This is a genomic window from Ureibacillus chungkukjangi (assembly GCF_003217295.1).
Lineage (GTDB): Bacteria > Bacillota > Bacilli > Bacillales_A > Planococcaceae > Ureibacillus > Ureibacillus chungkukjangi.
In genome coordinates this window covers 1-15,987 of sequence record NZ_QJTJ01000017.1, presented here as the reverse complement: position 1 = coordinate 15,987, position 15,987 = coordinate 1, and the positions used below count along the sequence as shown (strand labels likewise).

Annotated in this window: 16 protein-coding genes; 15 read left to right on the top strand and 1 reads right to left on the bottom strand. The window is 38.4% G+C overall.

The window, feature by feature from the left end:
• The first annotated feature begins 14 nt into the window (after positions 1 to 14).
• From BJ095_RS12360 to BJ095_RS12305, 12 genes are all read left to right on the top strand, one after another.
• Positions 15 to 1,049 carry a TRAP transporter substrate-binding protein gene (locus tag BJ095_RS12360; RefSeq protein ID WP_107933529.1) on the top strand — a complete coding sequence of 345 codons (1,035 nt, stop codon included), beginning with the start codon at positions 15 to 17 and terminating at the stop codon, positions 1,047 to 1,049.
• Between the two features lie 14 nt (positions 1,050 to 1,063).
• Positions 1,064 to 1,549 carry a TRAP transporter small permease gene (locus BJ095_RS12355; RefSeq protein ID WP_107933527.1) on the top strand — a complete coding sequence of 162 codons (486 nt, stop codon included), beginning with the start codon at positions 1,064 to 1,066 and terminating at the stop codon, positions 1,547 to 1,549.
• Positions 1,550 to 1,572: 23 nt separating this feature from the next.
• A complete protein-coding gene (locus BJ095_RS12350) occupies positions 1,573 to 2,880 on the top strand; it encodes a TRAP transporter large permease (protein WP_107933525.1) in 1,308 nt (435 codons plus the stop codon).
• Between the two features lie 91 nt (positions 2,881 to 2,971).
• The gene (locus BJ095_RS12345) at positions 2,972 to 3,973 is read left to right on the top strand and encodes a zinc-dependent alcohol dehydrogenase (RefSeq protein WP_107933523.1); all 1,002 of its coding nucleotides are present in this window, start codon (positions 2,972 to 2,974) and stop codon (positions 3,971 to 3,973) included.
• Positions 3,974 to 3,983: 10 nt separating this feature from the next.
• Positions 3,984 to 4,739 carry an SDR family NAD(P)-dependent oxidoreductase gene (locus BJ095_RS12340; RefSeq protein ID WP_107933521.1) on the top strand — a complete coding sequence of 252 codons (756 nt, stop codon included), beginning with the start codon at positions 3,984 to 3,986 and terminating at the stop codon, positions 4,737 to 4,739.
• Between the two features lie 65 nt (positions 4,740 to 4,804).
• On the top strand, positions 4,805 to 5,569 hold the full coding sequence (kduD, locus tag BJ095_RS12335) for a 2-dehydro-3-deoxy-D-gluconate 5-dehydrogenase KduD (protein WP_107933519.1): 765 nt from the start codon (positions 4,805 to 4,807) through the stop codon (positions 5,567 to 5,569).
• Positions 5,570 to 5,593: 24 nt separating this feature from the next.
• Complete coding sequence (locus BJ095_RS12330; RefSeq protein WP_107933518.1) at positions 5,594 to 6,541, top strand: sugar kinase; 948 nt, start codon at positions 5,594 to 5,596, stop codon at positions 6,539 to 6,541.
• A gap of 12 nt (positions 6,542 to 6,553) precedes the next feature.
• Entirely contained in the window at positions 6,554 to 7,168 is a 615-nt protein-coding gene (locus BJ095_RS12325) for a bifunctional 4-hydroxy-2-oxoglutarate aldolase/2-dehydro-3-deoxy-phosphogluconate aldolase (RefSeq protein ID WP_107933516.1), read from the top strand.
• A gap of 366 nt (positions 7,169 to 7,534) precedes the next feature.
• Positions 7,535 to 8,842 carry an aspartate aminotransferase family protein gene (locus BJ095_RS12320; protein WP_107933514.1) on the top strand — a complete coding sequence of 436 codons (1,308 nt, stop codon included), beginning with the start codon at positions 7,535 to 7,537 and terminating at the stop codon, positions 8,840 to 8,842.
• Between the two features lie 26 nt (positions 8,843 to 8,868).
• Positions 8,869 to 9,684 (top strand): ABC transporter substrate-binding protein, encoded by an 816-nt coding sequence (locus BJ095_RS12315; RefSeq protein WP_107933512.1) that lies wholly within the window; start codon positions 8,869 to 8,871, stop codon positions 9,682 to 9,684.
• 71 nt (positions 9,685 to 9,755) lie between these two features.
• Positions 9,756 to 10,412: an amino acid ABC transporter permease gene (locus tag BJ095_RS12310; RefSeq protein ID WP_107933510.1), complete on the top strand. Its 657-nt coding sequence runs from the start codon at positions 9,756 to 9,758 to the stop codon at positions 10,410 to 10,412.
• The gene (locus tag BJ095_RS12305) at positions 10,405 to 11,121 is read left to right on the top strand and encodes an amino acid ABC transporter ATP-binding protein (RefSeq protein ID WP_107933509.1); all 717 of its coding nucleotides are present in this window, start codon (positions 10,405 to 10,407) and stop codon (positions 11,119 to 11,121) included. Before BJ095_RS12310 ends, BJ095_RS12305 begins: the two co-directional genes overlap by 8 nt.
• Before the next feature lie 102 nt (positions 11,122 to 11,223).
• Here the strand turns inward: BJ095_RS12305 and BJ095_RS12300 are convergent, their stop codons facing one another.
• Complete coding sequence (locus tag BJ095_RS12300; protein ID WP_107933507.1) at positions 11,224 to 11,931, bottom strand: response regulator transcription factor; 708 nt, start codon at positions 11,929 to 11,931, stop codon at positions 11,224 to 11,226.
• A 255-nt stretch (positions 11,932 to 12,186) separates the two neighbouring features.
• Between BJ095_RS12300 and BJ095_RS12295 the strand changes: the two genes are divergently transcribed.
• The 3 genes from BJ095_RS12295 (at position 12,187) to BJ095_RS12285 (ending at position 15,868) form a co-directional block, all read left to right on the top strand.
• Positions 12,187 to 13,812, top strand: coding sequence for a flavin-containing monooxygenase (locus tag BJ095_RS12295; protein WP_107933505.1), 1,626 nt, complete (start codon positions 12,187 to 12,189; stop codon positions 13,810 to 13,812).
• 78 nt (positions 13,813 to 13,890) lie between these two features.
• Entirely contained in the window at positions 13,891 to 14,847 is a 957-nt protein-coding gene (locus BJ095_RS12290; protein WP_107933503.1) for an alpha/beta hydrolase, read from the top strand.
• Between the two features lie 196 nt (positions 14,848 to 15,043).
• Positions 15,044 to 15,868, top strand: a complete 825-nt coding sequence (locus tag BJ095_RS12285; protein WP_107933501.1) for an aldo/keto reductase — start codon at positions 15,044 to 15,046, stop codon at positions 15,866 to 15,868.
• Positions 15,869 to 15,987 lie beyond the last annotated feature (119 nt).

The window sequence follows — 15,987 nt, the reverse complement described above, 5'->3', positions numbered from 1 at the left end:
TGGAGGGGACCAAAATGAAAAAGTCATTCAAACAGTTAATGTTATTAGGGGTTATGGGATTAGTTTTAGCTATATTAGTAGCTTGTGGCGGGGATGAAAAAATTCCAGCTTCAGGTGAAGCGTCTTCAAGCGGTGAAACACAGGTTTTAAAAGTGGCATTTAACCAACCAGAAAATCATCCACAATATAAAGCGATGGAAGAGTTTGGTGAAAAATTTAAAGAGCTTACAGATGGAGCATATGAAATCGATATCTTCCCAAATGAATTATTAGGGGCACAACGTGAAACAGTTGAACTAGTTCAAACTGGAACAATTCAAATGTCGATTGTAGCAGGAAGCTTACTAGAAAACTTCAATGAGGATTTCGCAGTATTTAACTTACCTTATGTTTTTGAATCAGCAGAACATCAAATGTCTGTATTGAGTGATGAAGAAATCGTAGGGGATTTATATTCTTCTCTTAAAGACCAAGGTTTATATGTAGCTGGTGCATTCCATTCAGGTGTGCGTAATGTATACAACAGTAAAAAACCTATTAATACTCCTGAAGATTTAAAAGGATTAAAGATTCGTATTATCGAGTCGGATACAAATATTAAAATGATGGAACAAATGGGCGGTACTGGTACACCAATGGGCCAAGGTGAAGTATATACAGCGATTCAATCAGGTGTAATTGATGGTGGAGAAAATAACGAGCTTATCTTTGCTAACCTTAAACACGCAGAAATCTCACCGTATTATTCATATACAAATCACTTAATGCTACCCGACTTTTTACTTATCAACTCACAGCTATTTGATGGTATGAGTGAAGAGCATCAACAAATCTTTAAAGATGAGTTAGCAAAGGCTATTGACCACGAGGTTGAGATGTGGGATGAGGATGCAAAAAAAGCAATTGCTGATGCTGAAGCAGCTGGAGCAACTTTCAACGAAGTGGATGTAGATTTATTCCGTAAAGCTACAGAACCGGTTGTTCAAGAGAAGTTAACTTCTGAAAATGCTAAGAAATTATATGAAAAAGTTCGTGAAGCAGCAAAATAATTGGTGGTGATTTCATGGAGACAATAAAAAAAGTGCTTGATAAGATTTTATCAACTATATGCGTCGTGTTATTCGGCGCATTAGTTCTCCTTGTTACGTGGCAGGTATTTACACGTTTTGTATTGAATAATCCAAGTGCTTTCTCAGAGGAATTAGCGAAATATTGTTTTGTTTGGCTAGTGCTATTTGGAGCTGCCTTTGTATTTGGAGAAAATGGACATATGCGTATTGAATTCATTCAAGAAGCATTCCCGAAAAAATTAAAAATGGTTACACAAATCTTTATAGAGCTAAGTATTATTTTCTTCTCTGCTCTTGTTTTACTTTCTGGTGGGATGACGATTACAAAATTAGCATGGACTCAATTATCAGCGGCGTTACAAATACCAGTCGGTTACTTATATGCAGCGATGCCGATATGCGGAGTATTTATTATTTTCTATTGCATTTACAACATCTATACAATTGCGAAAAATAAAAAACCATTGGAAGCTGTGTAATAACAAGAGAGGAGCAAAAAGCGATGATATCTGCAGGGATAGCAGCTTTAATTTTATTTGCAGGGGTAGCATTCTTTTTAATAATTGGTGCTCCAATTAGTATTAGTGTGGGGATCGCGTCGATGCTAGCTATGTTTTCGATTTTAGATCCTCAAAATGCTCTTCAGGCTTCAGCACAACGAATGTTTACAGGGATGAATTCCTTTGCATTATTAGCAATTCCTTTCTTTATATTAGCTGGAGTTATTATGAATAATGGTGGAATTGCTATGCGTCTGGTGAACTGTGCCAAGGTATTATCAGGACGTATGCCTGGATCTTTAGCACAAACCAATATTTTAGCTAATATGATGTTTGGTTCGATTTCAGGATCTGCTGTTGCTGCAGCAGCTGCTGTTGGTTCAACAATGGCTCCAATGCAGGAAAAGGAAGGGTATGATCGTACTTTTAGTGCGGCCGTAAATATTGCATCAGCCCCAACAGGAATGCTGATTCCACCGAGTAATACACTAATTGTTTTTTCCCTAGTAAGTGGAGGAACGTCGATTGCAGCACTATTTATGGCAGGATATGTTCCGGGAATCTTATGGGGAATTGCATGTATGATTATGGCGTTTTTCATAGCAAAAAGAAAAGGCTATAAATCAAATGAAAGAGTTCCATTTAAATTAGCGTTAAAAGTTTTTATAGATGCGATTCCAAGTCTATTTTTAATCATCATTGTAATTGGTGGTATCATTATGGGCGTATTTACAGCAACAGAGGGTTCAGCGATAGCTGTTGTTTATGCCTTGTTGCTTTCGTTTATATATAAAACGATTAAAGTTAAAGATTTGCCTAAAATATTGATGGATTCAACTCGCACAACAGCGATCGTAATTTTCTTAATTGGCGTTTCAACAATTATGTCTTGGGTGATGTCGTTTACAGGCATTCCAAAGTTAATAGCTGATTTATTATTAGGATTTACAGATAACATGATTATTATTTTAATCATCATGAATATCGTGCTTTTAATAGTAGGTACATTTATGGACCCTACACCAGCGATATTAATCTTCACACCAATTTTCTTCCCAATTGTTACACAGTTTGGAATGGATCCAGTACACTTCGGAATCATGGTTGTTTTCAATTTAAGTATTGGTACGATCACTCCACCTGTAGGACCAGTTTTATTTATCGGTGCACGTGTAGCGAAATTGAAAATTGAACAAGTAATTCGACCATTAATACCGTTTTTTGCAGTAACGGTTGTAGTTCTATTATTAGTTACATATATACCACAACTTTCATTATGGTTACCGCAATTACTAGGCCTTATTAAATAACAATTGAAAAGGCGTCCGAAGGTATTATAAGAGGTACTTTTGGTCGCTTTTCTAATCTCGTTAAGGAAACCGATGTAAAGGAGGAAAATACGTGAAAGCAATTATTTATACAGCTCCAAATACTGTTGAATGTAAAGAAGTAGAGAAACCACAGGTACCTAAAGGCTACGTCTTATTAAAAAATGCTTATGCAGGGATTTGTGGAACTGATTTAAATATTTTTGCAGGCACACATCCACGAGCACAAGCTCCTCTTATTCTAGGACACGAATTTTCAGCAACAATAGAAAGTGAACACCCTAAATTCCCAATTGGTACAAATGTGACAGTTAACCCTTTAATAAGCTGTGGAACTTGTATCCCTTGCAGCACCGGACAATCTCACGTGTGTGACGATTTAAAATTAGTAGGGATTGATGTTGATGGCGGTATGGCAGAATATGTAGCCGTTGAGGCAGATAAAGTCATTCCATTACCAGAGGATGTTTCCTTAAAACTTGGCGCACTTTCTGAACCAATTGCTGTTGCAGTACATGCTGTAAGGACAGCAAAATTTCTTGTTGGGGATCGTGCTGTTGTGTATGGTGCCGGAACAATCGGCTTGTGTGTAGCTTTAACATTACGAGCATATGGAGCGTCAGAGGTAATCGTTATTGAAGCGAATGAATTGCGACTTCAAAAGGCACAAGAATTAGGGTTTACTACATTCAATTCTATGAAAGATGACGTAGTTCAAGAGCTAGCTAAAATGACAGGAAATACTGGAATTGACTATGTATTTGACTGTGCAGGTCATCCCTCAGTTTTAAAACAAGTAACAGAAATCGTGAAGGTCCAGGGAACGATTGTAATTGTTGCTGCCTATAAAAAGCCAACTGAGATGAATTTAATCCAGGGGATGTTCAAGGAGCTATCGATTCAATTTGTCAGAGTCTATACAAAACGGGATATAGAGTTAGCACTAGATTTAATAACAAAGGTTCCTCAGTTTGCTGAGATTATAACCCATGTATTAAGTTCGGAACAAGCATCAGAAGGCTTTGAATTATTAACAACACCAACAAATGCGATTAAAGTTTTATACGCATTTTAGGAGGAAACGCATGAACCATTTATTTGACTTGACTGGTAAAAATGCTGTAGTAACTGGCGGAAGCCGTGGATTAGGTAAGGATATCGCTCTTGGTTTAGCTGAGGCAGGAGCTAATGTAGCCATTATTTCAAGAACGGAAAGTCCAGAGACTGTAAAAGAGCTAGAAAGCTTTGGTGTAAAAGCTGTATCAATTGCTTTTGATATCAGCGATCTAGCTTTGCATAAAGAGCTTCTATCTATAATAGAAGAAAAGCTAGGTAAGATTGATATTTTAGTGAATAATGCTGGGGTTCAAAAACGACATCCAGCTGTTGAATTTCCTCAAGAGGATTGGAATTATGTGATGAATGTCAATGCAAATGCTGTCTTTAGTTTATGCCAAACATTCGGAAAACCTATGCTAGAACGCGGGTACGGAAAAATCATCAATGTCGCATCCTTACTCTCATTTCAAGGAGGGCTTACTGTTCCTGCCTATGCTGCAAGTAAGGGAGCAGTTATGCAATTCACTAAATCTCTAGCAAATGAATGGGCCTCAAAAGGCATCAATGTCAATTGTGTAGCGCCTGGTTATATGGCAACAGATATGAATGAAGCACTTATTCAAGATGAAGTAAGAAGTCGACAAATAATGGAACGTATTCCTGCAGGTCGCTGGGGAACAGGTAAAGATATGCAAGGGGCTGTAGTCTTTTTAGCATCAGGTGCCTCCGATTATGTTCATGGTTTTACAATGGCCATCGATGGCGGCTGGTTAGGTAGATAATAAGCGTCCAATAATTTAAGAAATCAAGAATAGTTGAATTTCCAATAGAAATGGAGAGAAGAAGCATGAGTTTTCAATTAGACTATTTTTCACTAAAAGGAAAAACTGCACTTGTAACAGGTGCCCGTACTGGGATTGGGCAAGCAATTTCTGTGGGACTAGCAGCAGCTGGAGCTCACTTAATATTAGTTGGGCATCAGGATAATATGCAAGAAACACAAGACAAAATTACTGAACTACAAGGAACTTACGAAACATTTTTAATAGATCTAAGTGATGTTGAAAATTTACAATCGAATCTTCAACCAATTTTAGATAAATATACAATTGATATTTTAGTGAATAATGCAGGGATTATCTACCGTGAACCAGCAGCGGCTCATAATGTTCAAGAATGGAATCGAGTAATGGATGTGAACATCAACTCCGTATTTACTCTATGTCAAACCATTGGTAAACAAATGGTTGAAAAAGAATCAGGCAAAATTATTAATATTGCTTCTTTGTTATCGTTTCAAGGTGGCATAAATGTTCCTAGTTATACGACAAGTAAGCATGCAATTGCAGGCTTAACAAAAGCATTAGCAAATGAATGGGCTGCTTTTGGTGTCCAAGTGAATGCAATTGCACCTGGTTATATTTCTACAAATAATACAGAGGCATTACGTAATAATGAGGAAAGAAATAAATCAATTTTAGAACGTATTCCGGCTGGACGTTGGGGCCAAGCAGATGATTTAGCAGGCACAGCTGTATTTTTAGCATCTCGTGCATCTGACTATGTTTCAGGGCATGTATTAGTAGTAGATGGAGGCTGGATGGGCCGATAAATCGAATTGAGTGAGGTTAATGATATGGATATTATTACAATTGGAGATGGCATGATTACATTTGACCCTTCAGTGAAAGGTCCACTCCGTTATGTTGATGGATTTAAACGTAAAATTGGTGGAGCGGAATTGAATGTAATGATTGGCTGTGCACGATTGGGCTTGCAGGCTGGTTGGATTAGTCGGCTAGGGAAAGATGAGTTTGGCAGACATATACTCAACACTGTTCGAGGTGAGGGTATTGATGTTTCGGAGGTAAAGCTGATCGAGGGCTATCCAACATCCTTGAACTTTAAGGAAGTACATGCTTCAGGGGATAGCAAAACATTTTACTATCGCCACAAATCACCGACAGAAACATTTAATAGTAATGATTTGCCGATTGATTATATAAAAAGAGCGAAAATTTTACATGTTACTGGCGTATTTCCAGCTATTTTAGAGCAAAATCGTCAGGTCATTTTAGAGGCGATTAAAATTGCAAAGGACAATGGCGTAAAGGTCTCCTTAGATCCAAATATTCGTTTGAAGCTTTGGTCAAAGGAAGAAGCAAGACAGACATTACAATCCTATTTGCCCTATGTCGATTTCTTATTGACTGGCCGAGAGGAATTAGAAATCTTATTTGATACTGAAGATGAGGAGCGGTTTATTAAAGAGCTTCAAAAATATGATTTCAGTCAGGTAATCATGAAGGACGGAGCAGTTGGATCATCATTTTTGGAGAATAATAGATTTGTAAATGTCCCAGGCTTTCCTGTGAAAAAGGTTGTCGATACAGTAGGTGCTGGAGACGGCTTTGATGCTGCCTTTCTTTATGGGGTCATTCAGGATTGGCCAGTGGAAAAATCGATTCAATTAGCAAATGCAGTCGGTGCGATGGTAGTCCAAGTAGAGGGAGATAACGAAGGATTGCCTTATTTAGAAGATGTAGAGGTGTTTTTAGGAGCACGCGAAAATATCGAACGATAGGGAGTTACAGCTATGTATGATAAATTACAAGGCATTCAGTTAATACCAGTTTTACGAAAAGTTCCTTATCACCTATGTCAGGACCTAGTGAAAGCATTAAGTGATGGCGGAATAAAAGCAGTCGAAATTACAATGGATTCTGAAAATGCGATTGAAATGATTCATGAGGTAAAAACACAAAATGAAAACCTTTTAGTCGGTGCAGGGACAGTCTTAACAGTACAGGACTGTGAAAAAGCTATCGAGGCAGGAGCTGAATTCATCGTATCGCCATCATTGAATGTAGATGTAGTAAATTTATGTGTTGAAAAGGGGATTCCTGTTATTCCAGGAGTATTTACCCCAACTGAAATGCAAACGGCCTACAGTGCAGGCGCAAAGATCATTAAGCTTTTCCCAGCATCTTCCTTAGGGACAAAGTTTATAAAGGATGTTAAAGGTCCGTTAAGTCATATTCAAATCATGACAACTGGTGGTATCAACCTAGAAACTGCAAGCACCTACTTAGTAGCAGGTGCAGATATTGTCGGTGCAGGAAGTGACCTTATAAAAAAGGAATGGCTGCAAACTGGAAATTGGGAAGCAATCACAAACGAAGCGATTGCCTGGATAAAGAGCTTAGATTAAGCAAAGATAATTAATTAGATGAAACTCTATTTATCAATTATAGTAAACGGTAACACTTTAATAGAAAAAAACTATAAAGGATATTGCTCAGGAGCTAGCAGCTTGGGCAATATTTTTTTCATATAATGACCTAAAAGAACAATGACATAATATAGAAGGAATCCATACAAAAGGAGAAAAACAGCACGGATTTAGCGAGGGTTTGTTAAAGAATTGGACATAATTTTGTGGGAACAAAGGGTGGTATCCTAAAAATACAATTGCATAATTATACGCTGAGTAGTAATATATATAAATGTTGAAACTTTTGCAATATATAGATAGAATGCTATCTTATAAATTATACAACTTAGAAAGAAGGAAAATATCTTGAATAACTGGCTTGATTTATATGATGAGATGGGAAATTATCTAGCACCAAGTATGGCGAAGGATCATCCGAATATTCCAGTTGTTAAAGAAGAGGGTTGCTATTACTATGGTGCAGATGGAAAACAGTATTTGGATTTTACATCTGGTATTGCTGTAACCAACACTGGTCATCGCCATCCCAAAATAGTTCAAAGTATTAAAGATGCTGCCGACCAGCTTGTCCATGGTCCTTCAGGTGTCATTATGTACGAGTCCATTTTAAGACTATCTGAAGAGCTGGGGAAGGTGCTACCGGGAGATTTAGATTGCTTTTTCTTTGCAAATAGTGGAACTGAAGCGATTGAAGGTGCATTAAAGCTTGCGAAGTTTGTAACAAAACGCCCATATGTTGTGTCATTCACGGGGTGTTTCCATGGCCGCTCTATGGGAGCTTTAGGAGTTACCACTTCTAAGAGTAAATATAGAAAATTCCTGCAGCCATCACATTTATCTTATCAAATCCCATATGCAGATAGTAAGGACTGCCCAGTGGGAGTTGACCCAGAGGTTTACTGTGTAGAACAGCTTGAAAAGGATTTTAAACGTCTGTTCCAGCATCAGGTGACACCTGAGGAAGTAGCGTGTGTCATTATGGAGCCTGTTCTTGGTGAGGGTGGTTACATTATTCCTCCAAAAGCCTGGGTGAAGAGGGTACGTGAAATTTGTGATGAGCATGGCATTCTATTGATCTTTGACGAGGTTCAAACAGGCTTTGGTCGAACTGGGGAATGGTTTGCTGCACAATATTTTGGGGTAACGCCAGATATAATGGCAATCGCTAAAGGAATTGCTTCGGGTCTGCCGCTAAGTGCGACTGTTGCTTCAAGGGAATTAATGCAAAAATGGCCTTTAGGCATGCATGGGACGACATTTGGAGGAAATCCAATTGCTTGCTCAGTTGCCCTAACAACCTTAGAAATATTCCATGAAGAAAACCTTGTGGAAAATTCAAAAGTAGTAGGGACCTATGCAACGGAACAGCTTTTGAAGCTGAAAGAGAAATACCCAGTCATCAGCGATGTACGTTCTGCCGGTTTAATGATTGGCATTGAAATTTCCAATCCGAAAACAGGTGAACTTGATGGACAAGCTGTGATGAAAATTCTCGATTATGCATTAGAAGAAGGGGTTTTGTTCTACCTATGTGGAAATTTAGGGGAGGTCATTCGTATGATTCCTCCACTGACTATTACAAAAAAACAAATAGATGATGGATTAACAATGCTTGAAAAAGCAATTCAAAGATATATGGAAGAACAATAGGGAAATAGAGAAGGAGAGTCAAACTCATGAAAAACAAAGTATTTTTATTGATGCTAGGATTAGTAATCGGTATTTTAGCAGCCTGTGGTACAGCTGAAAATGAAACATCAACAAATGGTTCAGGTTCTGCGCCGGATTCAAGCACTGATGCAACAACTGAAGAAACAAAAGTATTAACTGTAGGAACATCTGCTGACTATGCTCCATTTGAGTTTGTAGACACAAAGGTAAGTGAGGATATCATCGGATTTGATATTGACTTAGCAAACTTAATCGCTGAACGTTTAGGCTACGAATTGAAATTTACTAATAGTGATTTCAACAGTTTGATTCCTGGGTTACAGGCGAAAAAATATGACCTGGTCATCTCTGGTATGACACCGACTGAAGAGCGTGACGAGGTAGTAGATTTTTCAACGCCTTACTATGAAACAGAGCAATATATGGTTTCCATGAAAGAAAGCAATATCACTTCTATGGAAGATTTAAAAGGCAAGAAGGTCGGAGCTCAAGTATCATCTATCCAAGAGGACTTAGCAAAGGAATTTGGTGAAGAACACGGGTTTACAGTTGAAAGCCGTGACTTGATTCCTCAGCTTATCCAAGAAATGAAAAATGGACGTCTTGATGCTGCCGTAATTGAAAATATCGTATCAGATAATTATTTAAGTCAAAATGATGATTTAGCTGCATTTACTATTAAAGTAGAAGAGCCAGATTACAAGGCTGTTGTATTCCAAGAAGGAAGCACTTTAAAGGCTGAATTCGATGGAGTTATTCAAGAGCTTATTGATGAAGGAAAAATCGAAGAGCTTAAGAAAAAATGGTTTGTAGTTGAATAAATTATTTAGCGTCATTCAGTTTAACTGGATGACGTGTTTATATTATGACAATTTTGAAAGGAGGGCTTGCGATGTTTGATTTTAGTCGTGTAACACCCTCTATTCCTTACATCTTAGAAGGGATAGGCATTACATTACAAATCGTTATTTTTGCAGCAATTATTGGACTTGTACTTGGTATATTATTAGCACTATGCAAAATCGGAACGTTTAAGCCTTTAAAATGGTTTGCGAACTTTTATACATCAATCTTCCGAGGAACACCGCTTGTTCTTCAATTATTGCTGATCTACTATGCTATGCCGCAAATTCTTGGCTTTAATATCGAGCCAATACCAGCTGCTATTATAGGTTTTGGTTTAAATTCTGCTGCCTATGTTTCAGAAATTATTCGTGCAGGGATTAATGCAGTGGATAAGGGTCAACAAGAAGCGGCAAAAGCACTTGGTGTGCCTTATAGCAAGATGATGAAGGATATCATACTGCCACAGGCCATCAAAAATATATTGCCATCACTTATGAATGAGTTCATTACACTAAATAAGGAATCTGCAATTGTTACGGTAATTGGTGCTTTAGATATTATGCGTCGAGCGTACATAGTAGGCGGCGAAACATTCCGTTATCTTGAGCCGTTGCTAATTGCAGGGGGAATCTATTATGTCATGACTCTTGTATTAACCTTCCTTGGACAAATGATAGAAAAGAGGATGAGACGCAGTGATTAAAGTTGAGAATTTACACAAAACATATGGCAAAAACGAAGTGCTAAAGGGAATCTCTACTGAAATAAAAGAAAAAGAAGTCATTGCTGTTATTGGTCCATCTGGATCGGGCAAATCTACTTTTCTCCGTTGCATTAATAGATTAGAGGATCCAACAAGTGGGCAAATCTCAGTTGGCGGTACCATTATTACTGAAAAAAATGTGATGAAGGTACGTGAAAATTTAGGAATGGTCTTTCAGCATTTTTACTTATACCCACATAAAACAGTACTGGAAAATTTAATCTATGCACCGATCAAGGTGAAGGGCATTTCAAAGGATGAAGCGATAAAGTCAGCAGAAGAGCTATTAAATAAGGTTGGGCTATTTGAAAAACGCAACGAATATCCAAATCGTTTATCTGGCGGACAAAAGCAGCGTGTAGCTATTGCGCGTGCTTTGGCAATGAATCCATCCGTAATGCTGTTTGATGAGCCAACTTCTGCACTTGACCCTGAAATGGTAAAAGAGGTTCTGGCTGTTATGAAAAACTTGGCTGAATCTGGGATGACCATGATTATTGTGACGCACGAAATGGGCTTCGCAAAAGAAGTGGCCGATCGTATCCTTTTCCTTGAAGGTGGTCAGCTTGTAGAGGATGCTACTCCAAAAGAATTCTTCTCTGCACCTAAATCACAACGTGCCAAAGAGTTTTTGGAGAAGGTACTATAAAATTAGAGATAGCAACAACATTACAAATCCGTCTGTTAGTAAATTTATTAACGGACGGATTTTTTCTATGGCTAGGAACTGAATAATCAAAATGGATGTCCATCATAGGTTTTGTCCGAGATAGATTGACACTGCATGGGTACGATTCTTCGCCCCTAATTTCACCAGCACGGATTTAATGTACTGTTTAACAGTTGCCTCACTTAACGATAGGAGGTTTGTAAGTTCTTTAGTTGATAAACCATTTGCAAGCGCTCTCAAAACTTGGTTTTCGCGAGGACTTAATTTGGGATGAGCGATTGTTTGTGGTTGGATAAATAGCTCACCGATTAAACGACCAAAAAGGGTGAATTGCTCTAGCTCATTGTCTTTGAAGTAATTGAACTTTTTTATAAACTCGCAACATATATAGGCAATGGTCATATTATTTACAACAATGGGAATAACGAGTAAGGCTTTCAATGGCACACTGCGATGATAACGACTTGACATGAGAGTGATAATTTCTCTTCCTTCATGAAAAGTCGTTTTACGTTTTTCAACGGCATTTTTGACAATCGGCAAAGAGCGAAGATCATCTCGAATATAAGAAAGGGATTGAAGCTGTCCATCTTGTAAGCCTGCAATGCCTTCACCTACATAACCGATGGGACTGTAACGGAAAAACGAAATGGCATCACAAAAGGCTAGTTCATCTAATACATGGAGAATATGACATATTTTCTCTTCCTGTGTGTGTAAGTGAACACAATTTGATAGTTTCTCTTCTAATGCCCAAGTAGAAATTTGCATAGCAATCACTCCTTTCATTATATATATGTCTCTCCTAATCTAAAAAGTAGTAATAGTTTCAAAATATTATCCGATTTATAATATTCGAACTAGCTAAAAGAAGGAATGTTTTGGAGAAGCAATGGTTGGTAAGATAAAGTGGCATACGAAAGTAGCAATGTCTGTGGATGAAAGGGTGCAGAAGAATGTAAGCGTTTTATCACCAATAAGCAATCAGTTGCCATTTTGGAAAAAGGTACCTACAAATCTTTCTAACATATAAGGGGGAATATTATGGGAGAAAAGAAATATGATGCAGTCGTTATTGGGGCTGGCTTTGCAGGGCTATATATGTTGCATAGGCTACGAGAGCGCGGTTTATCGGTAAAAGTTATTGAAGCTGCTGACGGTGTTGGTGGAGTATGGTATTGGAGCCGCTATCCGGGGGCGAAGTGTGACTCTGATTCTATCTATTATAACTTTACATTCTCTGAAGAACTTTATAAAAAATGGCGCTGGAAGGATCGCTATGCCTCACAGCCGGAGATTTTAGAGTACTTAAACTTTGTCGCTGATGAACTAAAGCTACGCCCAGATATTCAATTTAAAACGCGCGTTACTAAAGCAAGCTTTAATAATGATAGAAAGCAATGGGAGATTGCAACTGATACAGACGAAACCTTCGTTGCTAAATATTTTATCAGTGGGGTTGGGTGTTTATCTACTACGAATATACCACCTTTTGAGGGGACGGAAAGCTTCAAAGGCGAACAGTATCATACAGGGCGTTGGCCGCATGAAAAAGTCGACCTGACAGGTAAAAGGGTAGTCATTATCGGAAATGGTTCAAGTGGTATACAAGCCATGCCGGAGATTGCAAAAGAAGCAAAGGAGCTTACCTTGTTAATGCGTACGCCTCACTATGTGGCTGAAGCTCGTAACAAGAGATTAACAAAAGAAGAACAGGATCAGGCGATTGTAAACTACGAAGACATTCGTGATTCATTTACAACGACAACTGGCGGTATTCGTATGTTCACAACAGGAAAATCGGCTACAGAATTTGATGCAGCCGGCCAAAAGGAAGCCCTGGATTATGTTTGGGAATCGGGCGGTCTTGCGTTAGGTTCTGTTTATACGGATACAGGAGTGAATAAAGAAACTAACTTCGTGGTATCTCAATATGTGCGCGATAAAATCGATGAAATTATCGAGGATGCAGAAAAAGCACAATTACTGCATCCAGATTATTATATTACGACCAAACGATTAATTATCGGGACGAACTTCTATGAGATATTTAATGAGGATCATGTGAATATAATCTCTTTAAAAGAGAATCCGATTGAAAGTATTGCTGAAAATGGCGTGAAATTACGTGAAGGCACAATCGAGTGCGATGTGATTATTTTCGCCACAGGGTATGAAGCGATGACAGGCTCTCTTTTGAAAATGGATATTCAAGGAAGGGACGGCCAATCGATTCAAGAGAAATGGGGAGAGGGACAAGATGTAAAAACCTATCTTGGGTTGACGATGGAAAACTTCCCGAATTTCTTTATGATTACTGGCCCACAAAGCCCTTCTGTATTAACGAATATGCCAGCTGCAATTGAGCAGCATGTGGACTGGATTGACCATTGTATCGAGTATTTAGAAACGAATGAATTGCAAACCATTGAAGCGCAAAAAGTGTCCGAGGTTAAATGGGGAAAAGAATGTGATGACTTAGCGAACTCGACACTATTCCCTCATACAAATTCTTGGTATACAGGAGCGAACATTGATGGAGTGCAACGCGGATTTGTGATTTATGTAGGCGGCTTAAATAATTACAAAGTCATTTGTGATAAAGTGGCTGACAACAATTACGAAGGATTTTCATTTGAAAAAGCACAGGCAAATGTGGTGCTTCAATAATAATGACATATTTTGAAAACACTTTAATAACACTTTAATAACTTGAAATGAATGAATATTCTAAGGGGGAATTTGTTAATGAAAAATCGTGTAAATCCTGAGCTTGTTGATATTTTAGATTTATTTCCACCACTAGATTTAGATCAATATGAAGCTGCACGTGCTGCCGCGGCACAAGCACCATTAGCACCACAAGATCCTTACATCACGATTACGAACAAAATCATTGAAGGACCTGATGGCAATGATTTACGCCTTCGAATCTATGAGCCTGTATCAAAAACGGAAGAGTTAGCTGGTCTTTTATGGATTCATGGAGGCGGTTATGTATTAGGTTCCCCTGAGGAAAATGATGGGTTATGTCAACAATTTGTAAATGAAGCTGGCTGCGTTGTGGTTTCTGTGGATTATCGCTTAGTACCGGAGCATCCTTATCCAGCGCCAATAGAAGATTGCTATACAGCTCTTAAATGGTTGGCAGATAACGCAGAGAGCTTAGGGGTAGATGCTAAAAGAGTTGGAATTGCGGGATTAAGTGCAGGTGGCGGCTTAACAGCAAGCTTGGCATTACTGGCAAGAGACAGAAAAGGACCAGAAATCTGCTTCCAAATGCCGTTATACCCAATGATCGATGACCGAAATAATACACCATCGAGTTTCGAAATTACAGGTAATTATATTTGGAACCATGATTTAAACGAAAAAGGCTGGGCTGCCTATCTAAATGGCGAAAATGGCAAAGAAAATGTGCCAATCTATGCAGCACCTGCACGAGCAAAAGTAGAAGAGCTTCAGAACTTACCTTATACGTATACATGTGTAGGTCAGCTAGATCCGTTCCGCGATGAAACGCTAGCATATGTGACTAAATTAGCTCAAGCTGGTGTGGATGTGGAGTTCCATTTATATCCTGGAGGTTTCCATGCTTATGAAATTGTCAATCCAGAAGCTGAAATTAGTAAACGTACAAATCAGGAATATGTCAATGCTGTAAAACATGCATTGAACCGTACAAGTTCGGTAAAATCAAAATAATTTCGTGAAGAGGGTTGCCTTAAATTGGGTAGCCCTTTTTTCTATGGGGAACCCTATCAGTCCAACCGTCCATCTTTCAAATGAAAAATTCCCTATGAATATAGTGAATATTCTTTGAATTTTCCCCCGAATTTCGGTAAAGTTTAAGAGTAATTCCTTCTATACTCGAAATAATAGATTAAAGGGGAAATGTAGAATGACAATTTCTAAAACAATTACTCTAGCAAATGGTGTAGAGATGCCGCGGATTGGTTATGGTACATTCCGTATGAAGGACCATGAGCTTGCTTACCAAGGTACAATTGATGCGTTAAATGCAGGCTACCGTGCGATTGATACTGCTGCAATTTATGAAAATGAAGAAGCAGTAGGTAGAGCCATTAAGGAATCAGGCATTGCACGTGAGGATTTATTTATCACTACAAAGGTTTGGAATACTGATCAAGGCTATGACAATACATTAAAAGCTTTTGAAACTTCCTTGAAGAAATTAGATTTAGAATATGTGGACCTATACTTAGTCCATTGGCCAAAGCCAACATTAGTGGATACTTATAAAGCAATTGAACGCTTATATGAAGAAAAGCTAATCCGTGTTCCCGGGGTTTCAAATTTCCATGAGCATCACTTCGAGCAATTATTTGCGGAGACGACTATTAAACCAATGGTGAACCAAGTAGAGTGTCATCCGTCTTTATCGCAGGATAGCTTGCGTGAGTTCTGTGCAAAGGAAAATATCGTCATCACAGCATGGGCTCCACTTGGTACTGGTATTGTGTTTACACATCCAGTAGTGAAGAAGCTAGCTGCGAAGTATGAAAAAACTCCAGCACAAATCGTTTTACGTTGGCAATTAGAGATAGGCAATATCGTTATTCCAAAATCTTCGACACCAGAGCGTATTGCAGATAACCTAAATATCTTTGACTTCAGCTTACAAAACGATGAGATTGCAGCGATTACCGCTTTAAACACTGATCACCGTACGTCACTAAATCCAGATGATGGCTATAATCTTTAATTAGGAACAGGGCACTTTCTCTTGTAAAATGTACCCTATAAGATGGACACTTTAAAAAAAGTCCTTCTTGTAGGGTACTTTTGTTTATAATGAGAAAAAAGATGTTGGAGCGGAATTAG

Excerpts from the sequence above, each read along its gene's own strand:
- BJ095_RS12360 (WP_107933529.1), top strand. The coding sequence starts at position 15 with ATGAAAAAGTCATTCAAACAGTTAATGTTATTAGGGGTTATGGGATTA.
- BJ095_RS12355 (WP_107933527.1), top strand. The coding sequence starts at position 1,064 with ATGGAGACAATAAAAAAAGTGCTTGATAAGATTTTATCAACTATATGC.
- BJ095_RS12350 (WP_107933525.1), top strand. The coding sequence starts at position 1,573 with ATGATATCTGCAGGGATAGCAGCTTTAATTTTATTTGCAGGGGTAGCA.
- BJ095_RS12340 (WP_107933521.1), top strand. The coding sequence starts at position 3,984 with ATGAACCATTTATTTGACTTGACTGGTAAAAATGCTGTAGTAACTGGC.
- kduD (WP_107933519.1), top strand. The coding sequence starts at position 4,805 with ATGAGTTTTCAATTAGACTATTTTTCACTAAAAGGAAAAACTGCACTT.
- BJ095_RS12330 (WP_107933518.1), top strand. The coding sequence starts at position 5,594 with ATGGATATTATTACAATTGGAGATGGCATGATTACATTTGACCCTTCA.
- BJ095_RS12325 (WP_107933516.1), top strand. The coding sequence starts at position 6,554 with ATGTATGATAAATTACAAGGCATTCAGTTAATACCAGTTTTACGAAAA.
- BJ095_RS12315 (WP_107933512.1), top strand. The coding sequence starts at position 8,869 with ATGAAAAACAAAGTATTTTTATTGATGCTAGGATTAGTAATCGGTATT.
- BJ095_RS12310 (WP_107933510.1), top strand. The coding sequence starts at position 9,756 with ATGTTTGATTTTAGTCGTGTAACACCCTCTATTCCTTACATCTTAGAA.
- BJ095_RS12300 (WP_107933507.1), bottom strand. The coding sequence starts at position 11,931 with ATGAAAGGAGTGATTGCTATGCAAATTTCTACTTGGGCATTAGAAGAG.
- BJ095_RS12295 (WP_107933505.1), top strand. The coding sequence starts at position 12,187 with ATGGGAGAAAAGAAATATGATGCAGTCGTTATTGGGGCTGGCTTTGCA.
- BJ095_RS12290 (WP_107933503.1), top strand. The coding sequence starts at position 13,891 with ATGAAAAATCGTGTAAATCCTGAGCTTGTTGATATTTTAGATTTATTT.
- BJ095_RS12285 (WP_107933501.1), top strand. The coding sequence starts at position 15,044 with ATGACAATTTCTAAAACAATTACTCTAGCAAATGGTGTAGAGATGCCG.